Source organism: Janthinobacterium sp. GW822-FHT07A03 (assembly GCF_058798815.1).
Map to the genome: position 1 here is coordinate 194,723 of NZ_JBXAKW010000003.1, position 16,034 is coordinate 210,756.

Consider the following 16,034-nt stretch of genomic DNA (forward strand, 5'->3'; position numbering starts at 1 on the left):
ATACCATGACCATACGCCGCGGCTTTACCCTGGTCGAACTGCTGGTGGTGCTGGCGATCATCTCGCTGCTGCTGACGATCGCCATCCCCCGCTATTTCGGCTCGGTGGAAAAATCGAAGGAAGTCGCCCTGAAGGAAAACCTGCAGGTGCTCAGGAGCGGCCTCGATAAATACTATGCCGACAAGGGAGAATATCCGGCCGCGCTGGCCGACCTGGTGACCCACCATTACTTCCGCAGCGTGCCGCTGGATCCTGTCACGGAGTCGGCCGCCACCTGGCAGCTGATCCCTTCGCCGAATGGCGAGATCGGCGGCGTGGCCGACGTGCGCAGCGGCGCCAAGGGCAAGACGCGCGAGGGCATTCCCTTTGAGCAGCTCTAGTTTCCGGCGCGGCGCACGGGGCTTCGCGTATATCTGGACCCTGATGCTGGTGGCCTTCATGGGCGTGGGCCTGGTGCTGGCCAGCGAACTGTTTGCCACGGCCGCGCGTCGCGAGAAGGAACGCGAGCTGCTGTTCATCGGCCATGAATTCCGCAACGCGCTGGGCCGCTACTACGATAGCACGCCGGCCGACGGGCGGCCCCGCTATCCCTTGACCCTGCAGGAACTGCTGCGCGACCCGCGCTTTGCCAACGCCCGGCGGCACTTGCGCCGCCTGTATGCGGACCCCGTCACGGGCAAGGCGGAATGGGGCGTGCTGCGGCAGGAGGGACGCATCGTCGGCATCCATTCGCTGTCGCCGCAGCTGCCCATCAAGCAGGACAACTTCCTTGACGAAGACGCCAGCCTGCGCCGCAAGCAGCGCTACGCGGACTGGCAATTCACCTATCCGCACGACCTGGTGCTGGCCACGCCCGACGCGGCCGGCGGCGCGCCCGGCCTCAAGCCGAAAGGCGCGAACTGATATCATGCCCGCATTCCATATTCAGCATCGAGCAAAGGAGCAGGCATGAGCATAGGTGGCACTTCCATCGAACAGGCATTGGCGTCGCTGTCGGACATGACGGGCGGCATGGTCGCCATCGGCCAGGACGAACATGCGCAACGCATCGCCAGGGCGCAAGCGTTCATGCGCGAACAGGGCATCGCCGCCATCTACCTGAACGCGGGCGCCAACCTCACCTATTTCACGGGCACCAAATGGTATGCCAGCGAACGCATGGTGGGCGCCATCCTGCCGGCCAGCGGCGACATCGAATACATCGCCCCCGCCTTCGAGGAAAGCACCCTGCAAGGCTTCATGCTCATCGAGGGCAAGGTCAATTGCTGGGAAGAGCATGAAAGCCCGTACCAGCTGTTCGTCGACGTGCTGGCGCGCATGGGAATCGCCCAGGATGCGGCCGCGCCGCCGCGCGTGGGCATCTGCGAAAGCGCCGCCTTCTTCATCTATGACGGCATCAAGCCACTGGCGCCCGGCTACGCGCTGGAAAACGCGCGCACCGTCACCGCGTACTGCCGCAGCAGAAAATCACAGGCGGAAATCGCCCTGATGCAGCGCGTGATGGACATGACCCTGGCCGTGCACGTGGCCACGGCCAGCATGCTGTACGAAGGCATCACGACGGTGGAAGTGGAAGAATTCATCCAGCGCGCGCACCGCAAAGTGGGGGCGCCCCGCTCGTACTTCTGCATCGTGCTGTTCGGCGAGGCGACCGCCTATCCGCATGGCGTGAATTACGTGCAAACCCTGAAGGCGGGCGACACGGTGCTGATCGACACGGGCTGCCAGGTGATGAACTACATCTCCGACATCACGCGCACCTATGTTTTCGGACAGATCAGCGAGCGCCAGCGCAGCGTATGGAACAGCGAAAAGGCCGCGCAGGCAGCCGCATTCGCGGCCGCCCGGCTGGGCGTACCGTGCGGCGACGTGGACCGCGCCGCGCGCGTCTCGCTGGAAGCGGACGGCTACGGCCCCGGCTACAAGCTGCCCGGACTGCCGCACCGCACGGGCCACGGCATCGGCCTCGATATCCACGAGTGGCCTTACCTGGTGGGCAACGACACGACGCCGCTCGACGTGGGCATGTGCTTCTCGAACGAGCCGATGATCTGCATCCCCGGCGAATTCGGCATCCGCCACGAAGACCATTTTTATATGACGGAAAACGGACCGCGCTGGTTCACGCAACCGGCGCACAGCATCGACGATCCGTTCGGCTTGCGCACGTAAGCCGGCGCTCCTGTGTTGGATTACGCTGCGCTAATCCAACCTACGCATACGCCAATACCTGGTAGGTCGGATTAGCGCGCAGCGCGTAATCCGACACAGCACCCTGCGCCAGCTTGAACACGGCCAGCGCCGTGCCCAGCTGCACGGCCTGTTCCTGCAGCGATTCAGCCGCCGCCGACGCCTCTTCCACCAGCGCGGAATTCTGCTGCGTCATCTGGTCCATGCTGCCGATGGCCACGCCGATGTCGCCGATGCCGGCGCTCTGCGCCTGGCTGGCGGCGCTGATCTCGGCCATGATGTCGGCCACCTTTTTCACGGAATCGACGATCTGGCCCATGGTCAGACCCGCCTCGTCGACCAGCTTCGAGCCGACATTCACCCTGGCCACCGAATCGCCGATCAATTGCTTGATCTCGCGCGCCGCTGCCGCGCTGCGCTGCGCGAGGTTGCGCACTTCGGACGCCACTACGGCAAAGCCACGCCCCTGTTCGCCGGCGCGCGCCGCTTCCACGGCCGCATTCAAGGCCAGGATGTTCGTCTGGAAGGCGATGCCGTCGATGACGCCGATGATGTCGACGATGCGTTTCGATGCATCGTTGATCTCGCCCATGGTGGTGACCACCTGGCTGACCACCTGCCCGCCCTTCACGGCAACCGACGATGCCGACACCACCAGCGCATGCGCCTGGCCCGCGTTGGCGGCGTTGTCGCGCACGGTGGAAGTCAGGCTGTCCATGCTGCGCGCCGTCTGGTCCAGGCTGCCCGCCTGCGATTCCGTGCGCGCGGCCAGGTCCGCATTGCCCTGGGCGATTTCCGCGCTGGCCACCTGGATGGTTTCGGCCGACGCCTTGATATCGGAGACCATGCTGCCAAGCTTGGCGCGCATGTCCTTCAGCGCCGCCAGCAGGCTGTCCTGGTCGCCCGCCTCGGTCACGATGTGCATCGACAGGTCGCCATCGGCCACGGCGCGCGCGATCTGGCGCGCATATTCGGGTTCGCCGCCCAGCTGCTGCCAGATGGCGCGCACGACGAAATGCGACACGGCCACCAGGCAAACGATGACGGCCAGCGCTACGGCGATGCTGGTATTGAGCGCATTGCGCACATTGGCAGCGCTGCGTTCTATGCCCTGCCTGAACTGCGCTTGCGCCTGTTCATTGGTCTTTGCCAGGTCGGCATTGAGCACCGCCAGCGCGCCCTGCATGCGCGCCACGGTCGCCTGCGGGTCACCCTCTTCCATTTCCAGCATGATGCGCGCCGCGCTCAGGGCCGGCGCATAGTAGGCATCGAATTCCCTGGCCAGCCGCGCACCGTGCTCGCGCTGGCCGGGGATCGCCGCAAAGTCGCCCAGCCTGGCGTGCAGCTTGGTAGCCTGGTCGCCGACTTGCCCGATGCGTTCCTTGTCGCCTTCGCTGACGGCATCGCGCAGGGCGTCGGCGACGGCGGCCACGTCCAGGGTCAGCGACTTGGCCAGGTCAAGCACGGGATAGTCTGCGCTTTCCGTGGCGTGGATGGAATTGAGCGTGGCCGTGGACAGGTAGGCGCTGACGGCCAGCCCCAGCCCGAAAATCACGGCCGAGACGACAGGCAGCGCCCATATCTTGCGTTTGATGCTCATTGCTGTCTCCTGATTCTGATGAATTATCGGGCCGCCGCATGGCGTGCGGCCCGGGCCGGCTTTATGGCGCCGTCAGCACCACTTTGACGCTGGCGTCGACGGCACTCTTTTCGATATAGCCGATGGCTTTCGGATCGGCAGCCACGGCCTTCTTCACGTCGGCGCTGTTGGCCACTTCCTTCGGCAAGGTGGCCTTGCCCGTGAAGACCAGCTTGGACCACAGGGCCTTCGCTTGCGACGGTTCCTTGTCCGTCACCTTCTTGTAGAACTCGGCGCGCACGGGGGCGCTTTCCGGCTGGTCGATCGGCGTCATGGCCGTCGATTTACCGAGGAAGAATTGCGCCACCTGTTCATTCGTCATGGCGCCAGCGGCGCTTTTCGGATTGACCACCACGACCACTTCGGCCATGGCGGGAACGGCTGTCGACAGCGCCAGCAAGGCAGCCACATTCAAGATCAATGGTTTCATGCGGCGCTCCTCAGAAAACGAAATCGATGGCGGCGGCAGCCACCGTGACGGGACCATGGAAGCCCGGCTTGGCTTGCACGAACAGGCCAGGGCCATTCTTCGGCTTGATGCGGTCGATCTGCACTTTCAGCGCGGCCGAACGGTGGAAGTCCCAGCGCACGCCGATGCTGTCCGTCGATTGCTCGAGCTGGTTGCGCATGGTGGCCAGGGTCTCGACGCCGGCCGACAGGGCGCGCAGGGTCGGCGTACAGGCGGCCGGATAGCCGGCAGGGCAGGATGCGGGCACGGTGTTGTTCACGCGGCCATCGGCCTTCAGGCTGGCGTGGCTGTAGTAGGGCAGGAAAGCACCGAGGCGGTAGCCGCCCATCACATACCACGAGGTGCTGTCGCTGACATAGCTGTCCGTCTTGCGCTTCGCATATTCGGACTGCAGCAGCACGTTGTTCCAGTCCAGGCCCAGGCCCACGGAGGTAAACGACGCCTTCTTGTCCTTGACTTCCAGCGCATCGGCCAGGGCGCCCAGCTGGGCGATCCGGTAGCCGCTGCCGGCCGCGCGCAAGCTGCCCATCAAGGTGTTCAGGCTCGGCGAATCGTTGATCGTCAACTTGGTCTCGGCCCGGCCGAAGCGCACGGTGACGGGGCCATGCTCAGCCACCACGTTCAAGGCGACGATGGACTTGCCCTCCACCTGCACGGTCGAAGCGGGACCCGTGGCCAGGGTGGCCTTGGTGCGGCCCAGCGCCAGCTGCGTGGTGATGCTGGTATCGCCCGCGCTGAACTGGTAGGTGCCGTCGATGCCGTCGATGCTGTTCAGCGGTACCTGCGAATACATTTCGCCGGGCGGGCGCAGCATGGTGTTGGCATAACCCACGTTGCGATAATCGGAAATCATGAAGACTGGCAGGCCCATGCGGCCGACGCGCACGCTGAAGCTGTCCGATACCTTGGCCTTGGCGAAGGCCCACGCCAGTTCGGCGCCGACATCATCCTCGCCATCCTTGCGCGCCAGGCCCTGCACGGTGGCCGACAGCCACGGGTTGACGGTGACATTGGCTTGCAAGCCCAGGTTGGAATCGACGCCCGTGCGGGCGGTGCGGCCGGCGCCGGCAGCCTGGTTCGGGCGCGCAAACTGCGCGTTGTCCGTATCGGCCATGGTCAGGGCGGCAGTGCCGTAACCGCTAATCTTGACGGCGGGGCCATCGACTTCTTCCGCATACGCGTGGCTGATGGCCAGGGGCATGGCCAGCATGAAAATCAGGACGTGTTTATTCATAGTAATTAAATACCCGTAGCGGTGAACGTGGAATGGGACTCGCGGTCGAGGGCTCACCGGCCGTAAAGGGCCGGGTCCTTTTTTTCGCGCCGCCATCGCCTTGGGCGTGCATGGCGGCGTGACCAGTGAGTAAAACCATGCTACATAGAAAAGGTTTTACGTTGGAAAGTTTTCTTGCAGCAATGCGTAAATTCGTCGCTTTTGATGAAAAAAGCACGCGTTCTAGAGGGGTTTATCTAAATAGCACGCTGTGCAAAACCACACTTAGCCTATATTTTTCATACACTTATGGATAATTCAAGACCAAAAGAACCCGCATAAAAAAAGCGCCACCCGCGCGAAGTTCGCGGGCGGCGCCATTCACACCAGTCCTGCCGGAGACGCTTACTCTCGGACTTACTCGCGCTTCGACACCAGGGTCAGGATGTCGTAGCTGGCCACCAGTTCCTCGTTCTGGTTGGTCACCTGCACGTCCCACGCGACCACGCCCTGGCCCACGCCAAAGACGTCCTTGCGGTTACGGTCGACCTTGCGCTTGCAGGTCAGGCGCGCGCGGATGGTGTCGCCGATGGCGACAGGCGCGACGAAGCGCAGGTTGTCCAGTCCATAGTTGGCCAGCACGGGGCCGACGCCGGGCGAGACGAACAGGCCGGCGGCGGCCGACAGCACGAAGTAGCCGTGGGCGATGCGCTTGCCGAACTGCGATTCCTTGGCGGCGATTTCGTCGAAGTGCATGTAGAAGAAGTCGCCCGAGATGCCGCCGAAGGCGACGATGTCGGCCTCGCTAACGGTGCGGCGGTGCGTCAGCAGCGAGTCGCCCGTCTTTAGATCCTCGAAATGCTTGCGGAACGGGTGGATCGGGCTTTCATTGACGTCCGCGCCGCGCACGTATTCGCCCGTGATGGCCGCCAGCATGGTCGGCGAGCCTTGCACGGCCGCCCGTTGCAGGTAATGGCGCACGGCGCGCACGCCGCCCAGCTCTTCGCCGCCGCCCGCGCGGCCAGGGCCGCCGTGCTTCAGCTGCGGCAGGGGCGAGCCATGGCCCGTCGAATCGACGGAGGCCACGCGCTCGAGCACATGTACGCGGCCATGCGTGGCCGCCATTTGCGGCACTACACGCGCGGCTATCTTCGGATCGCGCGTCACCAGGGTGCTCACCAGGCTGCCCTTGCCGCGCGCGGCCAGGGCCAGCGCCTCGTCAATGTCCTTGTAACCCATCATGGTGCTGACCGGGCCGAACGCTTCCACATCATGCACGGCATCGTTGCCGAAGGCGTCGCGGCACATCAGCAGGGTCGGCGAGAAGAAGCTGCCGTCCTGTGCACCATCGCCGAGCGGATTAAATCCGTCGGCCACACCGAACACCACTTCGTTACCCTGCGACAGCGTGGCAACCCGTTCGGCCACGTCGTTCTGCTGCTCTTTCGACGCCAGCGCGCCCATGCGCACGCCTTCGATGGACGGGTCGCCCACCACCACCTTGGCCAGGCGCTCGCGCAGGCGTGTGCCGACGGCGTCCATCAGGTGCTCGGGCACGATGATGCGGCGGATCGCCGTGCACTTCTGACCCGACTTGCCCGTCATCTCGCGCACGACTTCCTTCACGAACAGGTCGAATTCCACGTCGTCGGGCGTGACGTCCGGCGCCAGGATGGCGCAGTTGAGCGAGTCGGCTTCGCCGTTGAACGGCACGGACTGGGCGATCAGGTTCGGATTGGTGCGCAGCTTGGCGGCCGTGGCGGCCGATCCTGTAAACGTGACGAAATCCTGGCCATTCAGGCGGTCCAGCAAGTCGCCCGTGGAGCCGATCACCAGCTGCAGGCTGCCGGCCGGCAGCAGGCCCGATTCATGCATCATGCGCACGACGGCCTGCGTCAGATAGCTGGTCGCCGTGGCCGGCTTGGCGATGCAGGGCATGGCCGCCAGGAAGCTGGGCGCGAATTTTTCCAGCAAGCCCCAGATGGGGAAGTTGAAGGCGTTGATGTGCACGGCCAGGCCGCCGCGCGGCACCAGGATGTGGGTACCGGCGAAGCCGCCCTTCTTGCCCAGCGCGATGGCCGGGCCTTCATGCAGCACATTCGACGACGGCAGCTCGTTGCTGCCCATGCTGGCGTAGGCGAACAGGGTGCCCGTGCCGCCTTCGATATCGACCCAGCTGTCGGCGCGCGTGGCGCCGGACAGGTGCGAGATCGCATACAGTTCTTCCTTGCGTTCGACCAGGTACAGGGCCAGCGCCTTCAGGCGCGCGGCGCGCTGCTGGAAATCGAGCGCCATCAGGCCCGGCACGCCCGTCTTGCGCGCATACGTGACGGCTTCGTCGAAGTCGATCTTTTCCGCATGCGTGTGATAGATGACGCGGTTGTTCAAGGCGCTGTGCAGGGGCACGGCGGCGTTTTCGCCCAGCCAGCGGCCGGCGATCAGGCTTTGCAGGGTGGATATGTGAGCCATGTGGATTCTCCGTTAGGGGTCAGAGCCGTCGGGGGAATGGATGCCAATGGCATCTATTCCGATCTTGAAAGGACTGACCCCAGCATTTAAAGGGTTAAAGGTTATTGCGCTGCGGCGTTCTTGTGCAGGTGCAGCGGCAATGCGGATTCAAAATTCAGGCGCTGGCGGTTCGCCTCGACTTGCGTCAGCGCTTCCACCTCGCGCATCGTCTGCATCGAACGCACGGCCAGTTCGTGGTACTGGCCCGTGCCCGAGCTTTTCCATTTGATTTCATCGTCGGTCAGCGCGCGGATCACCTTGGCGGGCGTGCCCACGACCATGCTGCGCGGCGCGACGAGCATGCCCGCCTTGACGAAACTCATGGCGGCGACGATGGATTCCTCGCCGATGACGGCGTTATCCATCACCACGGCGTTCATGCCGACGAGCGCGTTGCGGCCGATGCGGCAGCCGTGCAGCACGGCGCCATGGCCGATATGGCCGTCGACTTCGACCACCGTGTCGCAGCCGGGAAAACCGTGCATGACGCAGGTATCCTGCAGGTTCGCCCCCTCTTCCAGAATCAAGCGGCCGAAGTCGCCGCGGATCGAGGCCAGCGGGCCGATATAGCAGCGCGGACCGACGATCACGTCGCCGATCAGTACGGCCGACGGGTGCACATAGGCGCTGGGGTGGACGACGGGGGTGACGCCGTTGATTTCGTAGACTTTGACCATGTTGTTCTCCAAAACTTTATTGCCAGCCGTAGCGGCTGATGTCGGATTACGCGCAAGCGGCTCGGCGCCCCCGCTAATCCGACCTACGTCTTCACATACCCAGGTACGCGCTTTGCACCTGCTCGTTATGCAGCAATTCGGGTCCGGGACCGGACAGGGTGATGGCGCCCGTCTCGATCACATAGCCCACGTCGGCGATCGACAGGGCCGCGTGCGCGTTCTGCTCGACGAGGAAGATGGTGATCCCCTGGTCGCGCAGCTCGGCCACGATGCGGAAAATTTCCGCGATCAGGAGCGGCGCCAGGCCCATGCTCGGCTCATCGAGCAGCAGCAGTTGCGGGCGGCCCATCAGCGCGCGCGCCATGGCCAGCATCTGCTGCTGCCCGCCGGAGAGCGTCCCGGCCAGCAGCAAGCGCTTTTCCTTCAGGATCGGGAACAGGCCGTACATGCGCTCCATGTCGCCCGCCACGTCCTGTGCGGGGCGTGTAAACGCGCCCAGGCGCAGATTATCTTCCACCGTCATGGGGCCGAACACTTGCCGCCCTTCCGGCACCTGGCAGATGCCGGCGCGCACGCGCTTGTCGGCGCTCATGCGGCTGACGTCCTGGCCGGCAAAGGCGATGCTGCCGGCGCTGATCGGCTGCACGCCGGAGATCGTCCGCAGCAAAGTCGTCTTGCCGGCGCCATTGGCGCCCACCAGCGCCACCAGTTGGCCCTGGCGCACTTGCAGGTCGATGCCGTGCAGGGCCTGGATGCGGCCGTAATGGCTGGTCAGGTCGGCGATATCGAGCACCAGCGGTGTCTGAGGTTTTTCCATCTTCATCATGCCGCCACTCCCAGGTATGCCGCCACCACGTCGGGGTTCGCGCGCACTTCGGCGGCGGTCCCTTCGGCCAGCTTCTTGCCATAGTCGAGCACCAGGATATGGTCCGACAAATTCATCACCAGTTTCATGTCATGCTCGACCAGCACCACCGTCACGCCCGATTGCGCCACCTTGCGGATCAGGGCTTCGATCTCGCCCGTCTCCGTGTGGTTCAGGCCCGCGGCCGGTTCATCGAGCAGCAGCACTTTCGGCTTGGCCGCCAGCGCGCGGGCGATTTCCAGGCGCTTTAACGCGCCATACGACATCTGCCCCGCCTCGTCATCGATATGCCGGCCCACGCCGACAAACTCCATCAGCCCCGCCGCCTCGTCGCGGCAGGCCGCATCGGCGCGGCGCACGGAAGGCAAACGCAGCATGGAGGCGAACAGGTTCTGGTTCAGGCGCAGGTGCGCGCCCACCATCACATTGTCGATGGCCGTCATGTTCATGCACACCTGCAGGTTCTGGAAGGTGCGGCTCATGCCGCGCCGCGCCAATGCATCGGGCGACATGGCGGCCACGTCCTCGCCATTGAGCAGGATCTCGCCTTTGGTCGGCGTGTAGACACCGGTGATCAGGTTGAACAAGGTCGTCTTGCCGGCGCCGTTCGGCCCGATCACGGAGTGGATGTTGCCTTCCTTGACGGTAAAGCTCACGTCCTGCACCGCATGCACGCCGCCGAAGCTCTTGCTCAGGTTGTTAATCGTCAGCATCTCACACCTCCCGTGCAGATTGAGGCGGTGCTTTCGGCGTAGCAGAACGCTTGCGCGAACGGCTGGCCAGACTAGGCACCAGGCCCTTTGGCATGAAGATCATGGTCACCATCAGGATCACGCCGAACACCACCGTTTCCCAGCCTTCAAAACTGGACAGCAGTTGCGGCAAGACCGTCAACAGCGCGGCGCCGATGATGGAACCGAAGATCGACGCCATGCCGCCCACCACCACCATCGTCACCAGCTCAATCGAGTGGAAGAAGCCGGCCAGGTTGGGCGTGATGAAACCGATGTAATGGGCGCTGATGCTGCCCGCGATGCTGGCGATGACGGCCGACAGCACGAACACGCGCACCTTGAAGCGCGTCGTGTCGACGCCGACCACGCGGGCCGCCACTTCAGAACCGTGGATGGCCTGCAGCGCGCGGCCGACGGGCGAATCGATCAGGTTCAGGGCCAGCCACGTGACCAGCAACAGCAGCACGGCGCACACCAGGTACCACGATTTTTCGCCGGCGATTTCCAGGCCGGCGACACTGAAGGCGGAGACGCCGATGCCGTCCGGACCGCCCGTCCATTGCGTCTCGTTGTTGATCACGATGGAAATGATGATGCCCAGTCCCAGGGTCGCCATGGCCAGGGTATGGCCCTTGAGTTTCAGTACAGGACGGGCCAGCAGCAACGCCAGCAGGCCCGTAGCGACGGCGCCGGCGGCCAAGGCGGCCAGCGGCGGCCAGCCATAGTGCGTGGTCAGCACGGCCGACGCATACGCGCCCAGGCCATAGAAGCCCGCGTGGCCGAGGCTGATCTGGCCCGTATAGCCCATCAAGAGGTTCAGGCCGATGACGACGATGGCGTTGAGGGCGATGCGGATCGCCACGTCATAGTAGAACGCATTGCTGAGGAACAGCGGCAGGATGGCCAGCACCAGGGCCAGCACCAGCAAACCGCCATGGCGCGAGCGGGTAAGGAAATTCTTCATACACGCTCCGAATTTTTAGCGCCAAACAAGCCTTGCGGCAGGAAGAACAGGATCAATAGAATCAGCACGAACGGTACCGCGTCCTTGTAGGCCGACGAGATGTAGCCGGCCGTCATGGCTTCGGCGATGCCGAGGATCAGGCCACCGGCAATCGCGCCTGCGCCGCCGCCCAGGCCACCCAATACGGCGGCGACAAAGCCTTTCAGGCCCAACATGATGCCCGCGTCATATGAGGTATACGTGATCGGAGCGACTAGGATGCCGCCCGCCGCGCCCAGCAGGGCCGACAGGCCGAACGAGAACAGCAGCACCTTGCGCGTGTTGATGCCCACCAGTTGCGCGGCCAGCTTGTTGTGCGAGGTGGCCAGCATGGCCTTGCCCATCAGGGTGCGGCCGAAGAACCAGCCCAGCACCAGCACGATGACGACCGTCACGCCCAGTACCCACAGGCTTTGCGGCAGCAGGCTGGCACCTAAAAAATCGATCGGCGCGTCGCCGGAAAAGGCCGGCAGAGAATGCGTATCCTTGCCCAGCCAGATTTGCACGAGGCCGCGCAGCACGAGCGAAGCGCCGATGGTGATGATCAAGAGGGTGATGACCTGCGCGTTTTGCGCCGGTTCGATCACGGTTTTTTCCATCAACAGGCCCACCAGACCGGTGGCGATGACGGCCAGGATGATGGCCAGCGGCAGCGGCACGCCGGCGGCCGACATCACGGCGGCCAGCATCCCGCCCAGCATGATGAATTCGCCCTGGGCGAAATTGATCACGCCGCTGGTGTTGTAGATGATGGTAAAGCCCAGCGCCGCCAGCGCGTAGGCGGAACCGACCGTCATCCCGGAATACAGAAATTGTAGAAATTGAGCGACTTCCATGGTGTCTCCATTATGTTCGGCTATGCGCGGGCCGCCTTCGAGGACGGCCTCGCGCAGGTACTCTGGCTTACATCACTTCGACAATTGCCATTCGCCGTTCTTCACTTCCACCATGCGGAAAGCCGACAGATCCAGGCCCATGTGGTCCTTGGCCGACATGTTGAACACGCCGGTCGTGCCCACAAAACCCTTGGTCTGTTCCAGTGCCGTGCGCACTTTTTCGCGGTCCGTGCCGCCGGCGCGCTTGATGGCGTCCACCGACAGGTTCAGCGCGTCGAGCGCATAGCCGCCAAAGGTCGACGGATCGATCTTGTAGCGCTCTTTATACGTCTTGTCGTAGCCGACGACGACGGCCTTCTGCGCGTCGCTGTCGGGCAGCATGGCGCCGATCAAGAGGGCCGGCGTCGGCAGGCGCACGCCTTCGGCGGCCTTGCCCGACAGCTTCAGGTATTCGTCCGACGCCACGCCATGCGACTGGTACAGCGGCAGCGCGGCCATACCCAGCTGGCCGTAATTCTTGGTCACGACGGCCGGGCCCTGGCCCAGGCCGAAGACGAAGACGGCCTGCACGCCAGCCGTATTCTTGATGCGCGTGAGCTGCGCCGTGATGTCCGTGTCTTTCGGGCCGTAGGTTTCATCGGCCACCAGGGTGATGCCATATTTGGAAGCGACGATCTGCGACTCCTTGCGGCCCGAGGCGCCGAAGCCGCTCGTTTCCGACAGCAGGCCCACCTTGCTGATGCCGCGCTTCTTCATGTCCTCGAACACCTTCTCGGCCGCCATGCGGTCCGTATGCGGCGTCTTGAAGACCCATTTCTTGACCGGATCGATGATGACCACGGCGCCCGCCAGCGAGATGAACGGCATGCTGGCGCGATCCACCAGCGGCGCCATCGCCATCGTCGCGCCGGTGGTGGTGCCGCCGATCAGCACGTCGACCTTGTCCGACTCGATCAGGCGCTTGGTAAAACCGTTGGCCTTGGCCGCGTCGCTGCCGTCGTCGTAGTGCACCAGTTCCAGCTTGCGTCCCAGGACGCCGCCGGCCGCATTGATTTTCTCGATATACAGCTGCAGGGTTTTCAGTTCCGGGTCGCCCAGGAAGGCGGCAGGTCCCGTGACGGACAGCACGGAACCGATCTTGATGTTGTCGGCCGCGTACGCACCCGCGGCAGTCATGGCCAGCACGCCGGCGATCAGGGTTTTCTTGAAGATATTGGCAATCATTATGGTCTCCACCAGGTTGGCACTACGGTCAATTATGGTTGGCGCTTTTTTGCAAGCCTGCGCCTTTTTTTTGTTTTACTTTTTTATACGCGTTCAATGACGACAGCAATACCCTGTCCCACGCCGATGCACATGGTGCACAGCGCATAGCGTCCGCCCGTGCGCTCCAGCTGGTTCAGCGCCGCCATCACCAGGCGCGCCCCCGATGCGCCCAGCGGATGGCCGATGGCAATCGCCCCGCCATTCGGGTTCACGTGGGCCGCATCGTCGTCCAGGCCCAGGTCGCGCGTGACGGCCAGGGCCTGCGCGGCAAACGCTTCATTGAGTTCGATCACGTCCATCTGCTCGATGGTGAGGCCGGTCTGCGCCAGCACCTTGCGCGACGCCGGCGACGGACCGAAGCCCATGATGCGCGGCGCCAGACCGGCCGTGGCCATGCCCAGCACCTTTGCGCGCGGCGTCAATTTGTATTTATCCACGGCGGCGGCGGACGCCAGCAAGATCGCGCAAGCGCCGTCGTTCAAGCCCGAGGCATTGCCGGCCGTGACCGTGCCATCCGCTTTCACCACGCCTTTCAGTTTCGCCAGCATTTCCAGCGAGGTGTCCGGACGCGGATGTTCATCCATCGTCACCATCTTCGGCTCGCCCTTTTTTTGCGGCACGGCGACGGGCACGATTTCGCGATCGAACACGCCGGCCGCGTTGGCGGCGGCCCAGCGCTGCTGACTGCGCAAGGCCAGCGCGTCCTGGTCGGCGCGGCTGATGCGAAATTCCACGGCCACGTTTTCCGCCGTTTCAGGCATGGTGTCGATGCCGTACTGCGCCTTCATCTTGCCGTTGACGAAGCGCCAGCCCAGGGTCGTGTCTTCGATTTTCGCCGCGCGCGAGAACGCGCTGTCGGCCTTGCCCATCACGAAAGGCGCGCGCGTCATGCTTTCCACGCCGCCGGCGATGATCAGTTCCGCCTCGCCCGCCTTGATCGAGCGGGCGGCCATGCCCACGGCGTCCAGGCTGGAGCCGCACAGGCGGTTGATGGTATTGGCCGGCACTGCCGCCGGCAAGCCCGCCAGCAGCGCGGCCATGCGGCCCACGTTGCGGTTGTCCTCGCCCGCCTGGTTGGCGCAGCCGTAGAACACGTCATCGATGGCGGACCAGTCGACGGAGGGGTTGCGGGCGATCAGCGCGGCAATCGGCAGCGCGCCCAGGTCGTCCGCGCGCACGCTGGACAAGGCACCGCCGTAGCGGCCGAAAGGTGTGCGCACGGCGTCACAGATAAAGGCTTCGTTCATGTTTGCTTCCTTGTTCGGGCTATCAGGAGAAAATCTTCGGGCGCTGGTCGACCACGCGGCGGGCCTTGCCCGTCAGCGTGCGTTCGATGCCGGCGGCGGCCACCAGGCGCACGCGCGTGCTCACGCCCACGTGCGTCTTGATACGGTGTTCCAGCTCGCGCGCCAGGGCGTCCGTTTCGCTGGCCGAGATGGTGGCCGTCAGGTCGATGCGCAGCTCGGCGATCACTTCGAGCTTGTCGAGGTGGCCGTCGCGCGTGACGACCAGCTGGTATTGCGGCGCCAGCTTCGGCATTTTGAGGATCAGTTCCTCGATCTGCGTGGGGAAGACGTTCACGCCGCGAATGATCAGCATGTCGTCGGAGCGGCCCGTGATCTTGCCGATGCGGCGCATCGAGCGCGAGGTCGGCGGCAGCAAGCGGGTCAGGTCGCGCGTGCGGTAGCGGATGATGGGCAGCGCCTCTTTCGACAAGGAGGTAAACACCAGTTCGCCCTCTTCGCCGTCCGGCAGCACTTCGCCCGTTTCCGGATCGATGATCTCGGGGTAAAAATGGTCTTCCCAGATGACGGGACCGTCCTTGCTCTCGATACATTCGGACGCCACGCCAGGCCCCATCACTTCGGACAGGCCGTAGATGTCGACGGCGTCGATGCCGGCGCGCGCCTCGATTTCCGAACGCATGGCGTCCGTCCACGGTTCGGCGCCGAAGATGCCCACCTTCAGCGACGATTCGGCCGGGTCCAGGCCCTGGCGCGTGAATTCCTCGATGATGTTGAGCATGTACGACGGCGTGACCATGATGATGGACGGCTTGAAATCCTGGATCAGCTGCACCTGCTTTTCCGTCTGGCCGCCGGACATCGGGATGACCGTGCAGCCCAGGCGCTCGGCGCCGTAGTGCGCGCCCAGGCCGCCCGTGAACAGGCCGTAGCCATACGAGATATGCACCATGTCGCCCGCGCGGCCGCCGCCGGCGCGGATCGAGCGCGCCACCACGTTGGCCCAGGTGTCGATATCGTTCTGCGTGTAGCCGACCACCGTGGCCTTGCCCGTGGTACCGCTCGATGCGTGGATACGCACCACCTGCTCGCGCGGCACGGCGAACAGGCCGAACGGGTAATTGTCGCGCAAGACTTTTTTATCGGTGAACGGAAATTTCGACAAATCGGACAGGGATTTGAGATCGTCCGGATGCACGCCCGCTTCGTCAAAGGCGGCACGGTAATGGGGCACGTTGTCATAAGCGTGCTTGAGCGTCCATTTCATGCGTTCGAGCTGCAGCGCCTGCAGTTCATCCTTGCTGGCGCGCTCGATCGGCTCGAGGTCATTCGGGGCGGGATAGCGTTGGACCATTTCTGTCTCCTAATCGGTTCTTCAATTTTTCAAATC

15 protein-coding genes are annotated in these 16,034 nt (G+C 64.1%); 3 read left to right on the forward strand and 12 right to left on the reverse strand.

Annotation, left to right across the window (positions count from 1 at the left end; all coding sequences use genetic code 11):
• Nucleotides 1-5: 5 nt before the first annotated feature.
• From AC1RJW_RS10440 to AC1RJW_RS10450, 3 genes are read left to right on the forward strand one after another with little or no spacing between them, the layout of a single operon-like run.
• Nucleotides 6-380, forward strand: coding sequence for a type IV pilin protein (locus AC1RJW_RS10440; protein WP_493045151.1), 375 nt, complete (start codon nt 6-8; stop codon nt 378-380).
• A complete protein-coding gene (locus AC1RJW_RS10445; RefSeq protein ID WP_493044858.1) occupies nt 367-903 on the forward strand; it encodes a type II secretion system protein in 537 nt (178 codons plus the stop codon). Before AC1RJW_RS10440 ends, AC1RJW_RS10445 begins: the two co-directional genes overlap by 14 nt.
• A gap of 45 nt (nt 904-948) precedes the next feature.
• Nucleotides 949-2,172, forward strand: a complete 1,224-nt coding sequence (locus AC1RJW_RS10450) for a M24 family metallopeptidase (protein ID WP_493044859.1) — start codon at nt 949-951, stop codon at nt 2,170-2,172.
• Between the two features lie 40 nt (nt 2,173-2,212).
• On the opposite strand, the gene AC1RJW_RS10455 is transcribed toward AC1RJW_RS10450, so the two are convergent.
• From AC1RJW_RS10455 to paaK, 12 genes are all read right to left on the reverse strand, one after another.
• Nucleotides 2,213-3,790 carry a methyl-accepting chemotaxis protein gene (locus tag AC1RJW_RS10455; protein WP_493044860.1) on the reverse strand — a complete coding sequence of 526 codons (1,578 nt, stop codon included), beginning with the start codon at nt 3,788-3,790 and terminating at the stop codon, nt 2,213-2,215.
• A gap of 61 nt (nt 3,791-3,851) precedes the next feature.
• A complete protein-coding gene (locus AC1RJW_RS10460) occupies nt 3,852-4,259 on the reverse strand; it encodes a type 2 periplasmic-binding domain-containing protein (protein ID WP_070224256.1) in 408 nt (135 codons plus the stop codon).
• Between the two features lie 10 nt (nt 4,260-4,269).
• Nucleotides 4,270-5,532, reverse strand: coding sequence for a hypothetical protein (locus tag AC1RJW_RS10465; protein WP_493044861.1), 1,263 nt, complete (start codon nt 5,530-5,532; stop codon nt 4,270-4,272).
• A 396-nt stretch (nt 5,533-5,928) separates the two neighbouring features.
• Nucleotides 5,929-7,980, reverse strand: a complete 2,052-nt coding sequence (paaZ, locus tag AC1RJW_RS10470) for a phenylacetic acid degradation bifunctional protein PaaZ (RefSeq protein WP_493044862.1) — start codon at nt 7,978-7,980, stop codon at nt 5,929-5,931.
• A gap of 101 nt (nt 7,981-8,081) precedes the next feature.
• A complete protein-coding gene (gene paaY, locus AC1RJW_RS10475) occupies nt 8,082-8,696 on the reverse strand; it encodes a phenylacetic acid degradation protein PaaY (RefSeq protein WP_493044863.1) in 615 nt (204 codons plus the stop codon).
• A 91-nt stretch (nt 8,697-8,787) separates the two neighbouring features.
• Entirely contained in the window at nt 8,788-9,519 is a 732-nt protein-coding gene (locus tag AC1RJW_RS10480; RefSeq protein WP_493045152.1) for an ABC transporter ATP-binding protein, read from the reverse strand.
• A complete protein-coding gene (locus tag AC1RJW_RS10485; RefSeq protein ID WP_493044864.1) occupies nt 9,519-10,274 on the reverse strand; it encodes an ABC transporter ATP-binding protein in 756 nt (251 codons plus the stop codon). Before AC1RJW_RS10485 ends, AC1RJW_RS10480 begins: the two co-directional genes overlap by 1 nt.
• Nucleotide 10,275: 1 nt before the next feature.
• Entirely contained in the window at nt 10,276-11,259 is a 984-nt protein-coding gene (locus AC1RJW_RS10490; protein WP_493044865.1) for a branched-chain amino acid ABC transporter permease, read from the reverse strand.
• A complete protein-coding gene (locus AC1RJW_RS10495; RefSeq protein ID WP_166446361.1) occupies nt 11,256-12,134 on the reverse strand; it encodes a branched-chain amino acid ABC transporter permease in 879 nt (292 codons plus the stop codon). Before AC1RJW_RS10495 ends, AC1RJW_RS10490 begins: the two co-directional genes overlap by 4 nt.
• A gap of 72 nt (nt 12,135-12,206) precedes the next feature.
• Nucleotides 12,207-13,358, reverse strand: a complete 1,152-nt coding sequence (locus tag AC1RJW_RS10500) for an ABC transporter substrate-binding protein (protein ID WP_070224248.1) — start codon at nt 13,356-13,358, stop codon at nt 12,207-12,209.
• 83 nt (nt 13,359-13,441) lie between these two features.
• Complete coding sequence (gene pcaF / locus AC1RJW_RS10505) at nt 13,442-14,647, reverse strand: 3-oxoadipyl-CoA thiolase (RefSeq protein ID WP_493044866.1); 1,206 nt, start codon at nt 14,645-14,647, stop codon at nt 13,442-13,444.
• A gap of 22 nt (nt 14,648-14,669) precedes the next feature.
• Entirely contained in the window at nt 14,670-15,998 is a 1,329-nt protein-coding gene (gene paaK / locus AC1RJW_RS10510) for a phenylacetate--CoA ligase PaaK (RefSeq protein ID WP_493044867.1), read from the reverse strand.
• Nucleotides 15,999-16,034 lie beyond the last annotated feature (36 nt).